The sequence below is a fragment of the Burkholderia sp. Bp8991 genome, from assembly GCF_003853795.1.
In the GTDB taxonomy this organism is placed as follows: Bacteria; Pseudomonadota; Gammaproteobacteria; order Burkholderiales; family Burkholderiaceae; genus Burkholderia.
The window spans coordinates 26,960-44,713 of the sequence record NZ_QTQJ01000035.1; the positions used below are offsets into that span (position 1 = coordinate 26,960).

The window sequence follows — 17,754 nt, forward strand, 5'->3', positions numbered from 1 at the left end:
CCCGCAGGTCGTTTCTTTCTCCTTGCTCGCACGCCTCGCTCCGGCACCCCGCCGGCGGAACGGTTCCTTCCCACTCCGTTTCCACCATGAGGCTTTGCATGTACACACGTTTCGAAGGTATCTGGCTGCCGCTCGTCACGCCGTTCCACGACGGCGAGGTCGACCACGGCGCGCTCGCGCGGCTCGCGCGTCACTATGCGGCGGCGGGCGTCGCCGGGTTCGTCGCGGGCGCGACGACCGGTGAAGGCGTGCTGCTCGACGCGCGCGAACAGGACGCCGTGTTCGCGACGCTGCGCGATGCGGTGCCCGACCTGCCGATCGTCGTCGGCCTCACCGCGAGCGCGACGCACTTCGCAGCCGCCCGCGCACGCGAACTCGCCGCGCTGCGGCCCGACGGGCTGCTCGTCACGCCGCCCGTCTACGTTCGGCCGACGCAAGACGGGATCCGCCGCCACATTGAGGCGATCGTCGAGGCGGCCGACCTGCCGGTCCTCGTCTACAACATCCCGTATCGCACCGGCGTGAACGTCGAACTGGAGACGCTGCAGGCGCTCGCGCGCGATCCGCGCGTCGCGGGCATCAAGGAATGCGGCGGGACGCTCGACCGGATGAGCCGGCTCGTGCACGAGACGCCGCTCGCGATCCTCTCCGGCGACGACAACCAGAACTTCGCCGCGCTGTGTGCCGGCGCGCATGGCGCGATCGCCAGCAGCGCGCACGTGCTGCCCGAATGGCACGTGCGCATCCACGCGCTCCTGCGCGACGGCCGGCTCGCCGACGCGCGACGGCTGTCGGTCGCGCTGCAGCCGCTCGTCGCGGCGCTGTTCGCCGAGCCGAATCCGGCGCCGGTGAAGGCGGTGCTGGCTGCGCAGGGGTGGTGCGAGGACGGGCTGCGGTTGCCGTTCGTGCCGGCGAGCGCGGGGTTGCGGGAGAGGCTCGGCAAGCTGTGCGCGGCGCTGGAGGCGTCGGCGCAGGGGGTCGCGGCAGCGTAGGATTTCGCTCCGAAAACTGTTTCAGACCGTCAGAATCCGCGACGCGCCATACTGCGCGAGATGGCCGTCGGCGGTGATGAGCAGCATCGGTTCGGACCAGGCCTGCGCGACCAGCAAGCGGTCGAACGGATCGCGATGGTAGTGGGGCAGATAGCGCACGGCCGCGCCGTGCGCGGCCCGAACCGGCAGCTCCCGATATCGGCTCATCGCAATCGCTTCGACCATCCGGTCCACATCCACGTCCAGCTTTCCCGTCCCGGCCTTGATCGCGACTTCCCAGATGCTCGCGCTGCTGATGAACACCTCGTCGGCTTCGGCAATCAGATTGCGCGCGCGAGCGCTCAATTTCGGATCATTGGCCCACATCCAGAGAAAGATGTGCGTATCGAATAGCAGCCGCATCACTTTCCTTCGAACGCATCCAGCAAATCATCGGGAAGCGGTGCGTCGAAGTCGTCCGCGATCCATATCTGCCCCTCGAGGAGCCCGTAATGATGAATCGGCTTGAGCGGCACGAGCCGGACCGACTGCTTGCCGTCCTGCATGATCACGACGCGTTCGCCGGCGATCGCGGCATCGAGAAGCCGCTGAAGATCGAGCGCGGCTTCCGGGACAGTGGCAACTTGCATGATGGCCTCCGTTGAGTGATCCACCATTGTCACGACATTCGCCCCGTCCCTCCAATAGGCCGAACGCCCAGCCGGACGCAGGCGTGTCGATCGCCATCACGCCGCCAGCGCCCCCGCGTCCCCTCGCGTCGCGTCCCGCACCGCCTGCGTGACGATCCGCGCGAGCCGCTCGACGGTCGGCGTCGCCGACGACGTCCGCCGCAGCAGCATCAGCGGCAGGCCCGGCAGTGCCGGCAGCCCGGACGACGCCGCGTCGAGCACACGCACCGACGCGGGCAGCCCGTAGTGCGAGCGCACGGTCAGCCCGAGGCCGGCCGCCGCCGCCGCCCACAGCCCGGCCAGGCTCGGCGTCGTGAACGCGACGCGCCACGGCACGCCCGCACGGTCGAGCGCATCGGTCGCCGCGCCGAAGAAGCGGCACGGCCGGTCGAACACGACGAGCGGCAACGGCTCGCCCGATGCGCGCATCGCACGCAGACGCGCGGCGCCGTCGTCGACCGCATCCGCCGGTCCGTCGGCGTCCGGCACGCCGAAACCGCTCGCGCCACCCGCGATCCACTGCATCGGCACCTGCGCGATCGCGTCGCTGTCGATGCCCGCGCGCGACACCAGCGCCGCCGACGCCGGGTCGCCCCACACGAGCGCGAGATCGAGCTGGTTCGCGTCGAGCCGCTCGAGCAACTCGGCATTGCGCGCGACGCGCGCCTCGATCCTCACCTTCGGATGCGCACGCGCGAAACGCCCGAGCACGTCGGGCAGGATCGCTTCGCCGAAGTCCTCCTGAAGGCCGACCCGCACCCAGCCGTCGAGATTCACGCCGCGCACGGCCGCGGCCGCTTCGTCGTTCAGCTCGATCATCCGCCGCGCATAGCGCAGCATCGCGTCGCCGGCGTCGGTCAGCGCGAGCCCGCGGCCGGCCTTCACGAACAGCGGCGTGCCGGCCTGCTCCTCGAGCTTGCGGATCTGCGCACTCACCGCCGACGACGAACGCGCGACGCGATCGGCGGCCTTCGCGAAGCTGCCGAGATCCACACCCGCGACCAGGCTGCGCAGCGCCGCGACGTCGAAGTTCGGCCGGGCCAGCGTGGCGTCGGGTGCCACGAGCGACACCTCGCCGTGGGCAGGGTCTTGTCCGGACATCTCGATCATCCCGTTTTATCGAACGATTCATCAAAAACTTTCCGATTTTCAGGATGAATGTAGGCCGCCACACTGGCGATGTCAATTTCCACACGGGCCCTGTCGCCATGGATACCTCCTGCCTAGCATCCCCGTCCTCGTCCTTGCCAGCGCGCGACGCGCGCGGCCCGGCCCATCGCTGGCGCGTGCTCGCGGCCGGCGTCGCCGCGAACATGAGCTTTTCCGCCGCCGCGGCGGGCATTCCGACCACCGCCGTGTGGATGCGCTCGGCCTATCACCTCGACAACGGCGCGCTGGGCCTCGTGCTCGGCGCGCTCGGCTTCGGCGTCGCACTGTCCGAACTGCCGTGGGGGATCGCCGCCGACCGCTTCGGCGATCGCCGCGTACTGCTCACCGGCCTCGTCGCGACCGCCGCGATGCTGGCGCTGATGGTGGCCACGATCGTCCCGGCCGCGCACGCGGTGCCGCCGCTCATGCGCGTCGTCGCGGCGATGGGCTGCGTCGGCCTGCTCGGCGGCAGCGTGAACGGCTCGAGCGGACGCGCGGTGATGCGCTGGTTCGGCGAGCGCGAACGCGGGCTCGCGATGAGCATCCGCCAGACGGCCGTGCCGCTCGGCGGCGGCGTCGGCGCGGCGCTGCTGCCGTCGCTCGCGTCGCATGCGGGCTTCGCCGCGGTGTACGGCGCGCTGATGCTGCTGTGTGCCGGATCGGCCGCGCTCACGTGGCGCTGGCTGCACGAACCGCCCGACGCGGCGGCCACCGCGCCCGCCGACGCGAACCGCGCCGTCGGGCACCAATCGCCGGCCGCGCCCGCGCGCAGTCCGCTCGCGAGCGGCCGCGTCTGGCGCATCGTGCTCGGCATCGGCGCGCTGTGTGCACCGCAGTTCGCGGTACTCACGTTCGCGACCGTGTTCCTGCACGATTTCGGCCGGCTCGGCCTCGCCGGCATCAGCGCGGCGATGGTCGCGCTGCAGTTGGGCGCGATGGTGATGCGCGTGTGGAGCGGCCGCCATACCGACCGGCACGGCAACCGGCGTGCGTACCTGCGCGGGTCGGTCTGCGTCGCGTCCGGATCGTTCGCGCTGCTCGCGGCCGCGACCGTCGGCAGCCCGCACGTGCCGCTCGCCGCGATCGTCGCGATCCTCGTGTTCGCCGGCATCTGCGTGTCGGCCTGGCACGGCGTCGCATACACCGAACTCGCGACGCTCGCGGGCGCGAACCACGCAGGCACCGCCCTCGGGATGGCGAACACGGTCGTCTATCTCGGGCTGTTCGCGACGCCGCTCGCGATTCCGCCGCTGCTCGCCGTCAGCTCGTGGAGCGTGGTGTGGCTCGCGACCGCGCTGATCGCGGCGGCAACGTACCCGTTGTTTGCCCGCTAGCCAGCAAGCGCGCGCCAGCGGCGACGCCCGTCCTGCCGACCGCATGGCGCGGCATTCAGAACTTGTACACGGCCGACAGCATCGCCGAGCGGCCGTCGCCGAACTCGACGGCCGACGATTGCGATGCGTTTCCCGCCACCTGCCGCACACGTTCGACATAGGCGCGATCGAACAGGTTGTCGACGTTCAGCTGGAAGCGCAGCCTGCGGCTCACGTCGTACGACGCCATCAGGCTGTGCACCCAGTACGCGCCGAGCTTGCCGTCGCCTTGCGACGTCACGTTGCGCCGGCCGACGAAGTGCGAACCGTAGCCGACCGTCCAGCCGGCCGGCAACCGATAGGTCGTCCACAGGTTGAACGCGTGCCGCGGCGTGTTGCCGAGCGCCTGTCCGTCGCGGCGCGGCGTGGCCGGTGAACTGAGCGTGACGCTCGCGAGATACGTGTAGTTGGCGAACACGTCCCATTGCGGCGTCACCTTGCCGGCGGCCCCGAGCTCGATGCCGCGAACGCGCTGCCGGCCCACGAGCGCGTAGCTGCCGTCGGCCATGCGTTCGCGTGCGTTGTTCTTTTCGGTCTGGAACAGCGCGCCGTTCAGCGCGACGCCCGCGAGCCCCTCCCATTTCGCGCCGAGCTCCAAACTCTCGTTCTTCTCGGGCGCGAGCGCACCGGTCGCCGCGCTCACGCCGGAGCCGGAGGTCGCGAGAAATTCGGCGGACGGGTTGAACGACGTGCCGTACGCGAAATACGCGCGACCGTTGTCGGTCGGCTTGAACACGAGCCCCGCGCGCGTGCTCAGGTGACGGTCGGAACTGTCCGCGCGCTCGGCGGGCTTGCCGGCCGCGGCCCCTTCCGCCCAGCCGTCGATCCAGTCGTGCCGCAGCCCGACGTCGATGTCCCAGTAGCGGCCGACCGAGATCGTGTCGAACGCGTACAGCGCCTTCACGACCAGCGCGGTGTCCTGGCGGGCACTGTCCTCGCGCTGCGCCGGGCCGCGCCACACGCCGGGCGGCGCAGCGAGCGCAAAGCCGTCGGCCGGGTAGAACCGGTTGAGCCCGTACGAATAGGTCGTGCGGCCGTACGTTTCGCGCGAGATCTCGAAGCCCGTGACGAGCGTATGCCCGACGCCGAACGTCGTGAACGTGCTCGTCACGTTAGTCTGGTTCGCCCACATCGCGGTCGACGCGTCGCGGCCGTAGCCTTGCGGCCCGGCCGGCTTGTAACGCCCGGGCGGCAGCCCTTCCAGGCTCACGCGCGCTCCCGAAATCACCGTATCGCGATTCAGGTGCGCGTAGCGGCTCAGGTTCTGCACCTTCAGGCCGGACGACACGTCGTGCTCGGCCTTCACGGTGACGGCATCCGCAGCGATCCGTTCGCGATCCAGATTGCGCCAGCCGAAATAGCGGTCACGCGACATGCCCGCCAGCACCTGGCCGTTGTGCGCAGGCAACCCGTAGTCGGGCAGGTTGTTGTCGTACTGGTGAAAATAGCCGAGCGTGACGCGCGTCGGCGTGCCGACGCCGAACGCGAGCGACGGCGCGACGCCCCAGCGGTGCTTGCGGATGTCGTTGCGGCCCGGCACGTCGTTCACATGCGCCATCGCGTTCAGGCGGAACGCGGCCCGGCCTTCGGTGCCGGGCACCGGCCGGTTCGCATCGAGCGTCACGCGGCGGTAGCCGGACGTACCGAGCATCGTGCCGGCCTCCGTGAGCGCGCCGGCTTTCGGCGTCTTGCTGATCAGGTTCACCGAGCCGCCCGTCGTGCCCGCGCCGCCGAATACCGAGTTCGGCCCCTTGATCACCTCGACCGCCTCGATGTTGAACAGGTCGCTGCGATTGTTCTGCGCACTGTCGCGCAACCCGTCGAGCTGCAGGTTCGCGTTCGCGCCGAAGCCGCGGATATTGAACATGTCGCCCGACCCGCCGCCGCCTTCTCCCGCGTTGAACGTGATGCCCGCGACGTTCGACAGCGCGTCGCGCAGGCTCAGCGCCTGCTGTTCGTCGAGCACCGCGCGTGGCACGACGGTGATCGTCTGCGGCACGTCGAGCAGCGGCGTCGCGTATTTGGCGGAACCCGACCGGTCGACGCGCGTACCGGCGTCGCGATTGCCGTGGACGAAGATCGGGCTCAGGTGCGGCGCGTGGCGCGGCTCGTCCTCTTCCGCGCACGCAGGCGCGGCGGCACAGGTCACCATCGCGAACGCAACGGACGCGGTCGCGCGACGCGGCGGCGTCGCGCTCGACAGAATGCAACGACTCATGTTCACTCCACCTCATTAACGAGAATGGTTCTCATTCAATAGAAATGGAGTCGACGTGGCAATTGGACACGTACGAACTTCGGGATCCGAATTAATCGTCGAACGACGCGGGCATGGCGCAGGCCAGCATGACACAGTGTGGCGTCTCGATCATTCGCACGAAGCGTGCGACAGCTGGCTGCGTGCGGTCTTCGCGTTCAGGAGGCCGCCGACGCTGTACACGCCACCGATGCGCGGCACCGTGAAATGGCAGCCGTTCGTCACACGCGGGCGGCGCAGCACGCCCCACGGCGCCCGCGCATTCGTCAGGCCGCCTCGCGCGCCAGCGCGCGCCGCGCGGCCGGCCGCTCGGCCTCGCGCTGCGCGTGGGCTGTCCACGCCGCATGCTGCGTCATGTCGAGTCCGATCGCGACACCCCAGCGATACAGCACCAACAGGAACGGATCGACGATCGAATGCGCACCCGGTTCAGCCCACGTTCGGCCATCGGCGAGCGTGGCCTCGATCGAAGCGTTCGCGGCTTCGATCGTGCCGCGCCCGTGTGCGCTGACCGCGCCGTGCAGCGCCGGATCGCCGATGAAGCGGCCCGGCCGCCACAACGCGCCGTAGCCGACGCCGTGCACCCAGCCGACCAGCCAGGCGAGCCATTCATGACACCGCGCCTCGCGCAGCGGTTCGCCGAGCGGCAGCAATTGCGCGTCCGGATAGCGGTGCGCGAGATACGTGAGGATCGCAGGCGTTTCGGTCAGCACGCTCGGCTCGCCCGGAATCGCGAGCACGGGCACGCGCGCCTTCGCGTTGATCGCCAGATAGGGCGCTGCGAGGTTCTGCTGCTTCTGCACCGAGACGATCTCGACGTCGAACGGCGCGCCGGTTTCCTCCAGCGCGATATGAGCGGCTAGCGAGCAGGCGCCCGGCGAAAGATAGAGACGATATGCGTTCATGGTGTGTGGCCCGACGGCGCTGTGGAAGACGGAACCGAGTGTAGGAACGCATCCCGATGCGCGGCAAACGAAGAATTGTCGTGCTTGAGCATTAGTGTTACTAATACCCGCATGCGACGCATCCACCTCCCCCCGCTCCAGACGCTGCGTGCGTTCGAAGCCGCCGTGCGGCTGCAGAGCTTCACGCGCGCGGCCGATGCGCTTGCGCTCACGCAAGGCGCCGTCAGCCAGCACATCCGCGCGCTCGAGGCGCAGCTCGGCTACCCGCTCTTCACGCGCGAACGCAACGGCGCAACGCCAACGCATGCCGCGCATGCGCTCGCGCTACAGGTGCGCCAGGGCCTGAGCGTGCTCGAACGCGCGTTCGAGCCGGCGCTCGCCGTACGCAGCCGCCCGCGTACCTGCGACGTGACGCTGAACGTCAGCGTGCTGCCAAGTGTCGCCGAGCGCTGGCTCGCACCACGCCTGCCGCGCTTCACGGCCGCGCATCCGCACATCGCGATCGCGCTGCACCCGGACGTGGCGCTCGCGCCGCTGCGCAAGCGCGACCGCATCGACGTCGCGCTGCGCTACGGGCCCGGCAGCTGGCCGGGCGTCGTCGCCGAAAAGCTGATGAACGAGACGATCTTCCCGGTCGCGAGCCCCGCGTACCGCAATCGCGACGGCATTGCGCCGCGCGTGCCGGCCGATCTCGTGCGCGCGACGTTGCTGCGCCATCCCGCGCAGCCATGGGAACCGTGGCTCCAGGCTGCGCGGCTCGACCTCACCGAATCCGCTCGCGCGCCGCGTTTCACCGATGCGAATGCGCTGATCGACGCGACGCTGAAAGGGCGCGGCGTCGCACTCGCGCGCCGCTCGCTGATCGAGCCCGAGCTCGCGGACGGCACGCTCGTGCGCGTATCGACGGTGCGCGTGACCGACGTGTATGCGCACTACGTCGTATGGCGCCCCGGCCATCCGCAGGAAGCGGCGATCCGCACGTGGCTCGACTGGCTGCGCAGCGAAGCGCGGCGCAGAACGCCGCGCCGCTGACGCTGCGGCTGACGCTCACGCGCGCGTCGGCATCGCCACCTTGTCGAGCGTGATCGGCAGATCGCGCACGCGCACGCCCGTTGCGTGATAGATCGCATTCGCGATCGCCGCCGGCACGCCCGTGATCCCTATTTCGCCGATGCCGCGGATGCCGAGCGGGTTGAAATGCGTGTCGTGCTCGTCGACGAAGCTCACGTCGAGATCGCCGATATCCGCATTCACGGGTACGTGATATTCGGCGAGGTTCGCATTCGTGAAGCGGCCATGCCGCACGTCGAGGAACGAGCCTTCCTCGAGCGCGGTGCCGAGCCCCCACACCATCCCGCCGATCAGCTGGCTGCGTGCGGTCTTCGCATTCAGCAGGCTGCCGACGCTGTACACGCCGACGATGCGCGGCACCCGGATCGTGCCGAGTTCGGCATCGACGTGTACTTCGGCGAACACCGCGCCGAACGAATGAGATGCATAGCGCGACTTCTCGTCACCCGGCTTCGCGGTCGCCTGCGCTTCGAGCGGCCGTCCGCCCGCGCGCGCGATCACCGCGGCGGCCGGATCGCGCCGCGACGGCTCGCCGCGATGCACGAGCCAGCCGTCGTCGACCGTCACGTCGTCCGCCGCGACGCCGTGCAGTGGCGAGCCCGAATCGGCGATCGCCAGCGCGATCAGCATCGCGCGCGCCCGCAGCGCGGCGTCGCGCACGGCCGGCGCGACGCTCGCCGCCGATTGCGAGCCGCCCGACACCGGCGCGCGCGGCAGGCTCGAATCGCCGAGCACGAAGCGCACGTTCTGCAGCGCGAAGCCGAGCGCATCGGCCGCGACCTGCGTCATGACCGTGTAGGTGCCGGTGCCGATGTCCTGCGTGCCCGACGCGACTTCGGCCGTGCCGTCCGGCAGGATGCGCGCACGCGCAGACGCCTCGCTGCGATTCGCCGGATACGTCGCGGCGGCCATCCCGAGACCGACCAGCGTGTCGCCGTCGCGCATCGTGCGCGGCCCGCCGGTGCGCCGCGACCAGCCGAAGCGTTGCGCGCCGGCCTGGTAGCACTCGCGCAGCTTGTTGCTCGACCACGGCTTGCCGTCCTCCGGATCGACTTCCGCGTAATTCGCGAGCCGCAGCGCGACCGGATCCATGCCGAGCCGCCACGCGAGCTCGTCCATCGCCGATTCCAGCGCGAACGAACCGGACGCCTCGCCGGGCGCGCGCATGAACGTCGGCGTGCCGACGTTCAGCGACACGATCCGGTGCGTGGTCGCCTGGTTCGGCACCGCATACATGATCCGCGACGGCATCCCGCACATCTCCGTCCAGTCCTCGAACGTCGACGTGGTGACGATCGAGTCGTGGCGCAGCGCGGTCAGCGTGCCGTCGGCGCGCGCGGCCAGCACGACGCGCTGCTCGGTGAACGGGCGGCCGCCGACCGGGCCGAACATCTGCGGCCGCGTCAGCGCAAGGCGCACCGGGCGGCCCACCTGGCGCGCGGCCATCGCGCACAACGACACGTGCGACCACGACGATCCCTTGCAGCCGAAGCCGCCGCCGAGGAACGGCGAGATCACGCGCACCTGCTCCGGCGCGATGCCGAACACCGCGGCCACCGCCGTGCTGGCGCCCGACACGCCCTGCGTCGCGTCGTGCACCGTAAGCGTCGGGCCATCCCAGTGCGCCATCGTCGCGTGCGGCTCGAGCGGGTTGTGATGCTGCATCGGCGTCGTGTAGGTGGCGTCGATGCGCACCGCGCCCTCGCGCAGGCCTGCATCGACGTCGCCGCGCTGCGTGTCCATCGCGCGCCCCTGCTGCTTCGGCGGCACGCGCGCGCCGCGCTTCGCGCGCGCGAAATCGAGCGTGGCATCGCTCGCGCGATAGCGCACCTGCACCGCATTCGCGGCGTCGGTCGCCTGCTCGAGCGTTTCGGCGACGACGACCGCGACAGGTTCGTTGCTGTAGCGCACCGTGTCGTCCTGCAACAGCGTGAGCCGGCGCCCGGCCGGCGGCGACAGCGGCGTGCGGCCGCCGTTGGGCAACCGCATCGCGTTCTCGTGCGTCATCACGAACAGCACGCCGGGCATCGCGCGTGCGCGTGCCGCGTCAATCGATTCGATGCGCCCCGCTGCGATCGTGCTCGTCACGAGCACCGCGTGCGCGAGGCGCGTATCGGCGAATTCGGCCGCATAGCGCGCGCCGCCCGTCACTTTGAGTACGCCGTCGACACGGTCGAGCGGCTGTCCGGTCACCGTGTTCATGCCGCATCTCCCGTCGTGCCAGCGGCCGCATGCACCGCACGGACGATCGCGCGCTGCGCGAGCGCGACCTTGAATCGATTGCCGTCGAGCGGCCGCGCGTCGCGCAACGCGAGCGCAGCCGCCTCGCGCAGCGCCGCATCGGTCGGCGCGCGGCCGACGAGATGCCGTTCCGCGGCCGTCGCACGCAGCGGCTTGTGCGCCACGCCGCCGAGCGCGATGCGCGCCTCCGTCACCTGCGCACCGTCCAGCCGCAACGCAGCGGCCACCGCGACCAGCGCGAACGCGTAACTCGCGCGGTCGCGCACCTTCAGGTAGTGCGCATGGTCCGCAAAGCGCGGCGGCGGCAGATCCACCGACGTAATCAGTTCGCCCGGTTCGAGCGTCGTGTCGAGGTCGGGCCGATCGCCGGGCAACCGGTGAAACGACGCGAACGGAATCTGCCGCGCGCCGCGTGGGCCGCTCACCTGTACGACCGCGTCGAGCGCCGCGAGCGCGACGCTCATGTCCGACGGGTTCACCGCGACGCACTGCTGGCTGGCGCCGAGAATCGCGTGCATCCGGTTGTGCCCGCCGATCGCCGCGCAGCCGCTGCCCGGCTCGCGCTTGTTGCATTGCGCGAACGCGGGATCGTAGAAATACGGGCAGCGCGTGCGCTGCATCAGGTTGCCGCCGACGGTCGCCATGTTGCGCAATTGCGCGGACGCGCCGGCGAGCAGCGCCTGCGACAGCAGCGGATAGTCCGCGCGGATACGCGGATGAGCGGCCGCATCGCTGTTGCGCACGAGCGCACCGATACGCAGTCCGCCATCCGGCAACGCGTCGACCGTATCGAGGCCCGCGATGCGCGTGATGTCGATGAGCGTGACGGGCCGCGCGACGCCGCCCTTCATCAGGTCCAGCAGGTTCGTGCCGCCGCCGATGAAGGCCGCGCCCGGCCGCTGCGCCGCCCGCACGGCGCCCGCGACGTCGGTTGCCCGTTCGTAGGAGATCGCTTCCATGGCCGGGTCCTCCCGCGCTAGCCGTTCGCCGCGTGCGCGGCGCGCACGGCGGCGACGATGTTCGGGTACGCACCGCAGCGGCACAGATTGCCGCTCATGCGCTCGCGGATCTCGTCGTCCGACAGTTGTGCGGGCCGGCGTCGCACGTCGTCGGTGACGGCGCTCGCCGCGCCCGCCGAAAACTCGTCGAGCAGCGCGGTCGCAGAACACAGCTGGCCGGGCGTGCAGTAGCCGCACTGGAATGCATCGTGATCGACGAACGCACGCTGCATCGGGCTCAGCACGCCGCCGCGCGCGAGCCCCTCGACGGTCGTGATCCGCTCGCCTTCGTGCATCACCGCGAGCGTCAGGCACGCGTTGATGCGCCGCCCGTCGACGAGCACCGTGCACGCGCCGCATTGCCCGCGGTCGCAGCCCTTCTTCGTGCCGGTGAGGCCCGCGTATTCGCGCAGCGCGTCGAGCAGCGTGACGCGCGGTTCGAGCTGCAGCGTGTATTCGCGCCCGTTGATGTCGAGCCGCACGGGCTGCGCCGGGACCGTATCGCGATGTGTCGCCGCAGGCGTGAATGTCGTGTGCGGCTGCTGCGGATGAACGTGCGATGCGGCGCCGACGGTCGCGGCCGCCGCCGCCGATTGCAGAAAGCGGCGCCGTGCGGCGCTGGAGGGCGTATCGTGCGGTAACGGCGGCGACGCCGCATGGCCGGCCGCGAGCGGCGACGGGGCAGCATCGCTCGCGGGCCCGGTGGACGGGGGGATGGGTCGATCGCTGGACATGGCTTCTGCTCGCTCCCTGGTTGATGGATGCGGATACGCCGCCCGTGCCCGGTTGGCCGCGCGGGACAGCGCGTGCATCGGCGCTGCGAGCAATTCCGGTGCCGCAAGCCGACACGGGTCTTCGCCTGCGCCGGGCAGATTGCGTTCATGCGTTGCGAACGGACCGCACGCAGGTATCGGTTACCGCTCCTGTCACGTGCGTGCCGCTACGCTGGCGCGTGGCTGACCGTCGGCTGTCGATGCGGTAAAAAACACGCATTCGGCAGTGGCGCGGGCGACACATCGACCGACGCTGGCCAAAGGCGTCCGCAACGCCGTGCGCGACACGTCGCATCGCGTGCATGGTTCGTCGCGTTGCACGCGCGTGTAAATGCGCGCGGCCACTACATCCGCCATGAAAATTCTGCGGGTCGACCCGGCTCCGCGGCTGTGAAAGCATATGGTCAGCATCACGAAAGCCGTTCGCGATCACGCGCCGGTCGCAAACGATTCACCGAATCGTCGCATCGCACCGGCATACTCGAAAACGTTTCCCGATCCGCCTGCCAGGAGAGAAGTGATGCGTCGTGTTGCCCTCGTCGTCGTTCTATGTGCCGCCGCATTCGCCGCCGCCTGCAGCGACGACGCGCCGCACGACGCGCACGCGACCGACGCCTCGCAACAGGCCGGCGCATCGTCCGGCGCCGCGAGCGCGTTCAACAGCGGCGCGGGCGCGAAAGCCGCCGCGTCCGATGCCGCGCCGCTCGCGCCGCCCGTCGTCCACTACCCGCCCGACGATGACGACGACGCGAAGCCCGCGACGAACGCGGGCGCGTCCGCCATCGCCGCGTCGTCGCCGCACTGATCCCGCCGTTCCTGTTGGTGTCCCCAGTCCCCGATCGCAGAACCGAGGTGAAATAACATGACGTCATCCAGCCGCCGCCGTTTCCTGCATACCGTCGCACATTCGGCGGGCGCGGCCGTCGCGCTCAACGCGTTCCCCGAATCGATCCGCCGCGCGCTCGCGATTCCGGCCGCACGCGGCACCGGCACGATCCGCGATGTCCAGCACATCGTCGTGTTCATGCAGGAGAACCGCTCGTTCGACCATTACTTCGGACACCTGCGCGGCGTGCGCGGCTACAACGACCGCTTCCCGATTCCGCTGCCGAACGGCAAGCCGGTGTGGTACCAGCCGTCGAAGGAAGACCCGGCGAAGCCCGTGCTGCCGTTCCGGCTCGACACGAAGACGACCAGCGCGCAGTGCCTGGGCGCGCTCGACCACTCGTGGGCGAAGACCCACGCGGCGATCGACGGCGGCCGCTACGACCAGTGGCCCGCGAACAAGACCGACATGACGATGGGCTATCACGTGCGCGAGGACATCCCGTTCCATTACGCGCTCGCCGATGCGTTCACCGTGTGCGACAACTACTTCTGCTCGCTGCCGGGGCCGACGCACCCGAACCGTTCGTACCTGATGACGGGCACGGTCGACCCGACCGGCAAGTTCGGCGGCCCGCTGCTCGACAACGCCGACTACGTCGACGGCGACCTGCCGCCCGCGTACCAGCTGCTGTCGTGGACGACCTTCCCCGAACGGCTCGAGGCGCGCGGCGTGTCGTGGCAGATCTACCAGCAGGGGCTCACGTGGGCCGATCCGTACAACGGCAACTACGGCACGAACATCCTGCAGAACTTCACGAACTTCATCAACGCGAAGCCGGGCTCGTCGCTGTACCAGCGCGCGCAGACGGTGCGCACGCTCGACAACCTGAAGGACGACGTGATCAACGACCGGCTGCCGCAGGTGTCGTGGCTGCTGCCGCCCGCCGTGTTCTCCGAGCATCCGAAATACACGCCGGCGTACGGCGCGAACTACACGTCGCAGATCCTCGACGCGCTGACGTCGAACCCGGACGTGTGGGCGAAGACGGTGCTGTTCATCATGTACGACGAAAACGACGGCTTCTTCGATCACGTCGTGCCGCCGCAGCCGCCGACCTCGGCCGCGCAGGGCGCATCGACCGTGACCACCGACGGCGAGCTGCATACGGTCGTGAATCCCGGCCGCGGCGGCAGCTACACGGCCGACGGGCTGCCGTACGGCCTCGGGCCGCGCGTGCCGATGACGGTCGTGTCGCCGTGGTCGAAGGGCGGCTTCGTGTGCTCACAGGTATTCGACCACACGTCGGTGATCCGCTTCATCGGCGAGCGCTTCGGCGTCGACGAGCCGAACATCACGCCGTGGCGCCGGACCGTCTGCGGCGATCTGACCGCCGCGTTCGACTTCCGCTCGTCCGACGCGACGTTCCCGACGCTGCCCGATACGAGCCAGTACCGCTCGATCGCCGACCAGCAATGCACGTCGCAACCCGCGCCGAGCGTGCCCGCGACGCCGTCGCCGATCGACCCGCAGGAACCCGGCGTGCGCCCGGCGCGCGCGCTGCCGTACGAACTGCACGTGAACGCGAGCCTCTACGGCGGCAACACGCTGCGCATCGAGTTCGCGAACCGCGGCAACCAGGGCGCGCACTTCCAGGTGTACGCGACCAACCGCACCGACGGCCCGTGGCGCTACACGGTCGGCGCGCGCCGCGTGCTGCACGCGGACTTCGACGTGACGGAGACGAACGGCGCGTATGCGTTCTCGGTGTACGGGCCGAACGGCTTCGTGCGGATGTTCGCGGGCAACGTGTCGGCCGCGACGGCGCGCCGGCGCAACCAGGCGCAGCCGGAGGTGAAAGCCGGCTACGACATCGCGAACGGCAACCTGTACCTGAAGCTGCGCAACCACGGCAGCGGTCACGTGACGCTGACGCTGACCGACAACGCATACGGCACGCCCGCGCGCCAGGTGACCCTGCACGGCGGCGACGAACGCGTCGAGCAATGGGCGCTCGCGTCGAGCCACCACTGGTATGACGTGACGGTGAGCGACGGCGTGAACGGCACGTTCTCGCGCCGCTTCGCGGGCCACGTCGAGAACGGCCGGTCGAGCTACTCGGATCCGGCCGCGGTGCGCCCGGTCTCCGCGCCGTAAGCGCGGCGGCACGACGGCGCGCGGCGTCGGCCGCGCGGCGCGTGCCGTCGAATCTCAGATCGCGTGCGCGAGCGCGCGCTCGACGGGCGCGACGTCGAAGCCGTCGTCCGCGTCGCGAAAGCGCAGCGGCGCCGCGCAGTGCACCAGCGTGTCGATGAAGTACTTCGCGCGCGGCCACGGCCCGAAGCCGGCCGCGGTGTTGATGTGCCCCGCGTCGCCGAGGTTCACGAATGCGCTGCCGAGCCGCTGCGCGAGCGTACGCGCATCGGCGAGCGGCATCCACGGGTCGGTTTCGCTGCCGATCACGATCGACGGCACCGCGAGCCGGCGCGCGTCGAACGGCCCCGCGAACGTGAATTTCTTCGGACTGGCGGGCGCGACGAGCAGCACGCCCGCGACGTCGGCCTCCTGCGGCCATTGCGCGAGCGCATGCGCGGCCGCGAGGCAGCCGAAGCTGTGCGCGGCCAGCACGAACGGGCCGCGCTCGCGTTCGAGCAGCACGCGCACGGACTGCGCCCAGCGCGCGAGATCGGGGGCGTCCCAGTCGGCCTGCTCGACCCGCAGCGCACGCGGGAACTGCCGCTCCAGCCAGGTCTGCCAGTGGGCGCCTTCGCTGCCGTGCAGGCCCGGAACGGTCACGAGCCGCGGCGGCCACGCCGATTTGCTGCATGCGCGCATGATTGCCCTCGCTTGCTTTGCTTGGAGACGAGGTTCGATTGTGGCGTGGCGTGCGCGGCGGCCGAACCAATATTTTGTGCTTTGCTTTTGCGCGGGACGGTAGCCGGGCGACCGCCGGCGCGGGCCTCGCGGTGCGGGCCGGCGGCCTCGCGGCGGCGCAATGCGCCGCGAAACCGTAGAATGTGGGCTTCCCGCTTGCCTTGCATCGGATCGAACCGGGCTCCCCGCGCCGGTTCCGATCGACAGGAGACGCCCGATGTCCGCTACGCCCGCCGGCGCGCTGCGCCCGTTCCATCTCGCCTTCCCCGTGTCGAGCCTCGCCGGCGCGCGCGCGTTCTACGGCGGCCTGCTCGGCTGCCCAGAGGGCCGCAGCTCGGAACACTGGGTCGACTTCGACTTCTTCGGCCATCAGCTCGTCGCGCACCTCGCGCCGGACGAAACCGGCAAAAGCGCGGTGAACCCGGTCGACGGCGACGACGTGCCCGTGCGCCATTTCGGCGTCGTGCTGTCGATGGACGAATGGCATGCGCTCGCCGACAAACTGAAGGCCGCGCATACGCGCTTCGTGATCGAGCCGCATATCCGCTTCAAGGGCGAGGTCGGCGAGCAGGCGACGATGTTCTTCCTCGATCCGTGCGGCAACGCGCTCGAGTTCAAGGCGTTCGCCGACATCGGCCAGCTGTTCGCGAAGTAAGCGCATGAAGATCCTGTTCTACTCGCCGCACCAGGAAGCCGGCGCCTGGCGCGACGCGATCGCGCAGGCGCTGCCCGAGGCCGAGCTGCGCGCGTGGCAGCCGGGCGACACGGCTGCCGCCGACTACGCGCTCGTGTGGCGCGCGCCGCGCGAGCTGTTCGCGCCGCGCGACGGCCTGCGCGCGATCTTCAACCTCGGCGCGGGCGTCGATGCGCTGCTCGCGCTCGATCGCGCGCATCCCGGCACGCTGCCGCGCGACGTGCCGCTGGTGCGCCTCGAGGATTCGGGCATGGCGCGGCAGATGATCGAATACGTGACGCACGCGGTGCTGCGCTACCTGCGCCGCTTCGACGAATACGACGCGTTGCAGCGCGAGCGCCGCTGGCAGGTGCTGGAGCCGCATCCGCGCGCGAGCTTCACCGTCGCGGTGCTCGGCCTCGGCGTGCTCGGCGCGCAGGTCGCGCAGGCGCTCGCCGCGCTCGGCCTGCCGGTGCGCGGCTACAGCCGCAGCCCGAAACGGCTCGACGGCGTCGCGACCTTCGCGGGCGACGACACGTTCGACGCGTGCGTCGACGGCGCGAAGGTGCTCGTCAACCTGCTGCCGAGCACGCACGATACCGACGGGATCCTGTCGGCGCGGACCTTCGCGAAGCTGGCGCCGGGCGCATACCTGGTGAACGTCGCACGCGGCGCGCATCTCGTCGAAGCCGACCTGCTCGACGCGCTCGCGAGCGGCCAGGTCGCCGCCGCGACGCTCGACGTGTTCCAGCACGAGCCGCTGCCGGTCGACCACCCGTTCTGGCACGCGCCGCGCATCACGATCACGCCGCACAGCTCGGCCGAGACGCTGCGCGACGAAGCAGTCGAGCAGATCGCCGGCAAGATCCGCGCGCTCGAGCGCGGCGAGCGCGTCGGTGGCATCGTCGACTACGCGCGCGGCTACTGAATTCCACCTATACGAGACCGGAGACA

16 protein-coding genes are annotated in these 17,754 nt (G+C 70.3%); 7 read left to right on the forward strand and 9 right to left on the reverse strand.

Going from position 1 to position 17,754, the window contains the following annotated elements:
- The first annotated feature begins 98 nt into the window (after window positions 1-98).
- Window positions 99-992 (forward strand): 4-hydroxy-tetrahydrodipicolinate synthase, encoded by an 894-nt coding sequence (gene dapA / locus DIE02_RS29340; RefSeq protein WP_124486597.1) that lies wholly within the window; start codon window positions 99-101, stop codon window positions 990-992.
- Window positions 993-1,013: 21 nt separating this feature from the next.
- On the opposite strand, the gene DIE02_RS29345 is transcribed toward dapA, so the two are convergent.
- From DIE02_RS29345 to DIE02_RS29355, 3 genes are all read right to left on the reverse strand, one after another.
- Complete coding sequence (locus tag DIE02_RS29345) at window positions 1,014-1,394, reverse strand: type II toxin-antitoxin system VapC family toxin (RefSeq protein ID WP_014895868.1); 381 nt, start codon at window positions 1,392-1,394, stop codon at window positions 1,014-1,016.
- Window positions 1,394-1,621 (reverse strand): type II toxin-antitoxin system Phd/YefM family antitoxin, encoded by a 228-nt coding sequence (locus DIE02_RS29350; RefSeq protein ID WP_124486598.1) that lies wholly within the window; start codon window positions 1,619-1,621, stop codon window positions 1,394-1,396. The genes DIE02_RS29345 and DIE02_RS29350 overlap by 1 nt, the downstream gene beginning before the upstream one ends.
- 96 nt (window positions 1,622-1,717) lie before the next feature.
- Window positions 1,718-2,761: a LysR substrate-binding domain-containing protein gene (locus DIE02_RS29355; protein ID WP_124486599.1), complete on the reverse strand. Its 1,044-nt coding sequence runs from the start codon at window positions 2,759-2,761 to the stop codon at window positions 1,718-1,720.
- A 107-nt stretch (window positions 2,762-2,868) separates the two neighbouring features.
- Here DIE02_RS29355 and DIE02_RS29360 point away from each other — a divergent pair, with 107 nt between their 5' ends.
- Window positions 2,869-4,143: an MFS transporter gene (locus DIE02_RS29360; RefSeq protein ID WP_124486600.1), complete on the forward strand. Its 1,275-nt coding sequence runs from the start codon at window positions 2,869-2,871 to the stop codon at window positions 4,141-4,143.
- 55 nt (window positions 4,144-4,198) lie between these two features.
- On the opposite strand, the gene DIE02_RS29365 is transcribed toward DIE02_RS29360, so the two are convergent.
- Window positions 4,199-6,400, reverse strand: a complete 2,202-nt coding sequence (locus DIE02_RS29365) for a TonB-dependent siderophore receptor (RefSeq protein ID WP_124486601.1) — start codon at window positions 6,398-6,400, stop codon at window positions 4,199-4,201.
- Between the two features lie 305 nt (window positions 6,401-6,705).
- Entirely contained in the window at window positions 6,706-7,344 is a 639-nt protein-coding gene (locus DIE02_RS29370; RefSeq protein ID WP_124486602.1) for a glutathione S-transferase family protein, read from the reverse strand.
- A gap of 111 nt (window positions 7,345-7,455) precedes the next feature.
- On the opposite strand from DIE02_RS29370, the gene DIE02_RS29375 reads away from it, so the two are divergent.
- Window positions 7,456-8,376: a LysR substrate-binding domain-containing protein gene (locus tag DIE02_RS29375; RefSeq protein ID WP_124486603.1), complete on the forward strand. Its 921-nt coding sequence runs from the start codon at window positions 7,456-7,458 to the stop codon at window positions 8,374-8,376.
- 15 nt (window positions 8,377-8,391) lie between these two features.
- Here DIE02_RS29375 and DIE02_RS29380 read toward each other — a convergent pair whose 3' ends face one another.
- From DIE02_RS29380 to DIE02_RS29390, 3 genes are read right to left on the reverse strand one after another with little or no spacing between them, the layout of a single operon-like run.
- The gene (locus DIE02_RS29380; protein ID WP_124530059.1) at window positions 8,392-10,617 is read right to left on the reverse strand and encodes a xanthine dehydrogenase family protein molybdopterin-binding subunit; all 2,226 of its coding nucleotides are present in this window, start codon (window positions 10,615-10,617) and stop codon (window positions 8,392-8,394) included.
- A complete protein-coding gene (locus DIE02_RS29385) occupies window positions 10,614-11,615 on the reverse strand; it encodes a xanthine dehydrogenase family protein subunit M (protein ID WP_124486605.1) in 1,002 nt (333 codons plus the stop codon). Before DIE02_RS29385 ends, DIE02_RS29380 begins: the two co-directional genes overlap by 4 nt.
- Window positions 11,616-11,632: 17 nt before the next feature.
- Window positions 11,633-12,388, reverse strand: coding sequence for a (2Fe-2S)-binding protein (locus tag DIE02_RS29390; protein WP_124486606.1), 756 nt, complete (start codon window positions 12,386-12,388; stop codon window positions 11,633-11,635).
- A 559-nt stretch (window positions 12,389-12,947) separates the two neighbouring features.
- On the opposite strand from DIE02_RS29390, the gene DIE02_RS29395 reads away from it, so the two are divergent.
- Both DIE02_RS29395 and DIE02_RS29400 read left to right on the forward strand, forming a co-directional pair.
- Window positions 12,948-13,232: a hypothetical protein gene (locus tag DIE02_RS29395; protein ID WP_124486607.1), complete on the forward strand. Its 285-nt coding sequence runs from the start codon at window positions 12,948-12,950 to the stop codon at window positions 13,230-13,232.
- A gap of 57 nt (window positions 13,233-13,289) precedes the next feature.
- The gene (locus tag DIE02_RS29400; RefSeq protein WP_124486608.1) at window positions 13,290-15,410 is read left to right on the forward strand and encodes a phosphocholine-specific phospholipase C; all 2,121 of its coding nucleotides are present in this window, start codon (window positions 13,290-13,292) and stop codon (window positions 15,408-15,410) included.
- A gap of 54 nt (window positions 15,411-15,464) precedes the next feature.
- Here the strand turns inward: DIE02_RS29400 and DIE02_RS29405 are convergent, their stop codons facing one another.
- Window positions 15,465-16,088 (reverse strand): alpha/beta hydrolase, encoded by a 624-nt coding sequence (locus DIE02_RS29405; protein WP_124486609.1) that lies wholly within the window; start codon window positions 16,086-16,088, stop codon window positions 15,465-15,467.
- A 256-nt stretch (window positions 16,089-16,344) separates the two neighbouring features.
- Here DIE02_RS29405 and DIE02_RS29410 point away from each other — a divergent pair, with 256 nt between their 5' ends.
- The gene (locus tag DIE02_RS29410) at window positions 16,345-16,782 is read left to right on the forward strand and encodes a VOC family protein (RefSeq protein WP_044846155.1); all 438 of its coding nucleotides are present in this window, start codon (window positions 16,345-16,347) and stop codon (window positions 16,780-16,782) included.
- 4 nt (window positions 16,783-16,786) lie between these two features.
- Window positions 16,787-17,728 (forward strand): glyoxylate/hydroxypyruvate reductase A, encoded by a 942-nt coding sequence (locus tag DIE02_RS29415; protein WP_124486610.1) that lies wholly within the window; start codon window positions 16,787-16,789, stop codon window positions 17,726-17,728.
- The last annotated feature ends 26 nt before the right edge of the window (window positions 17,729-17,754 follow it).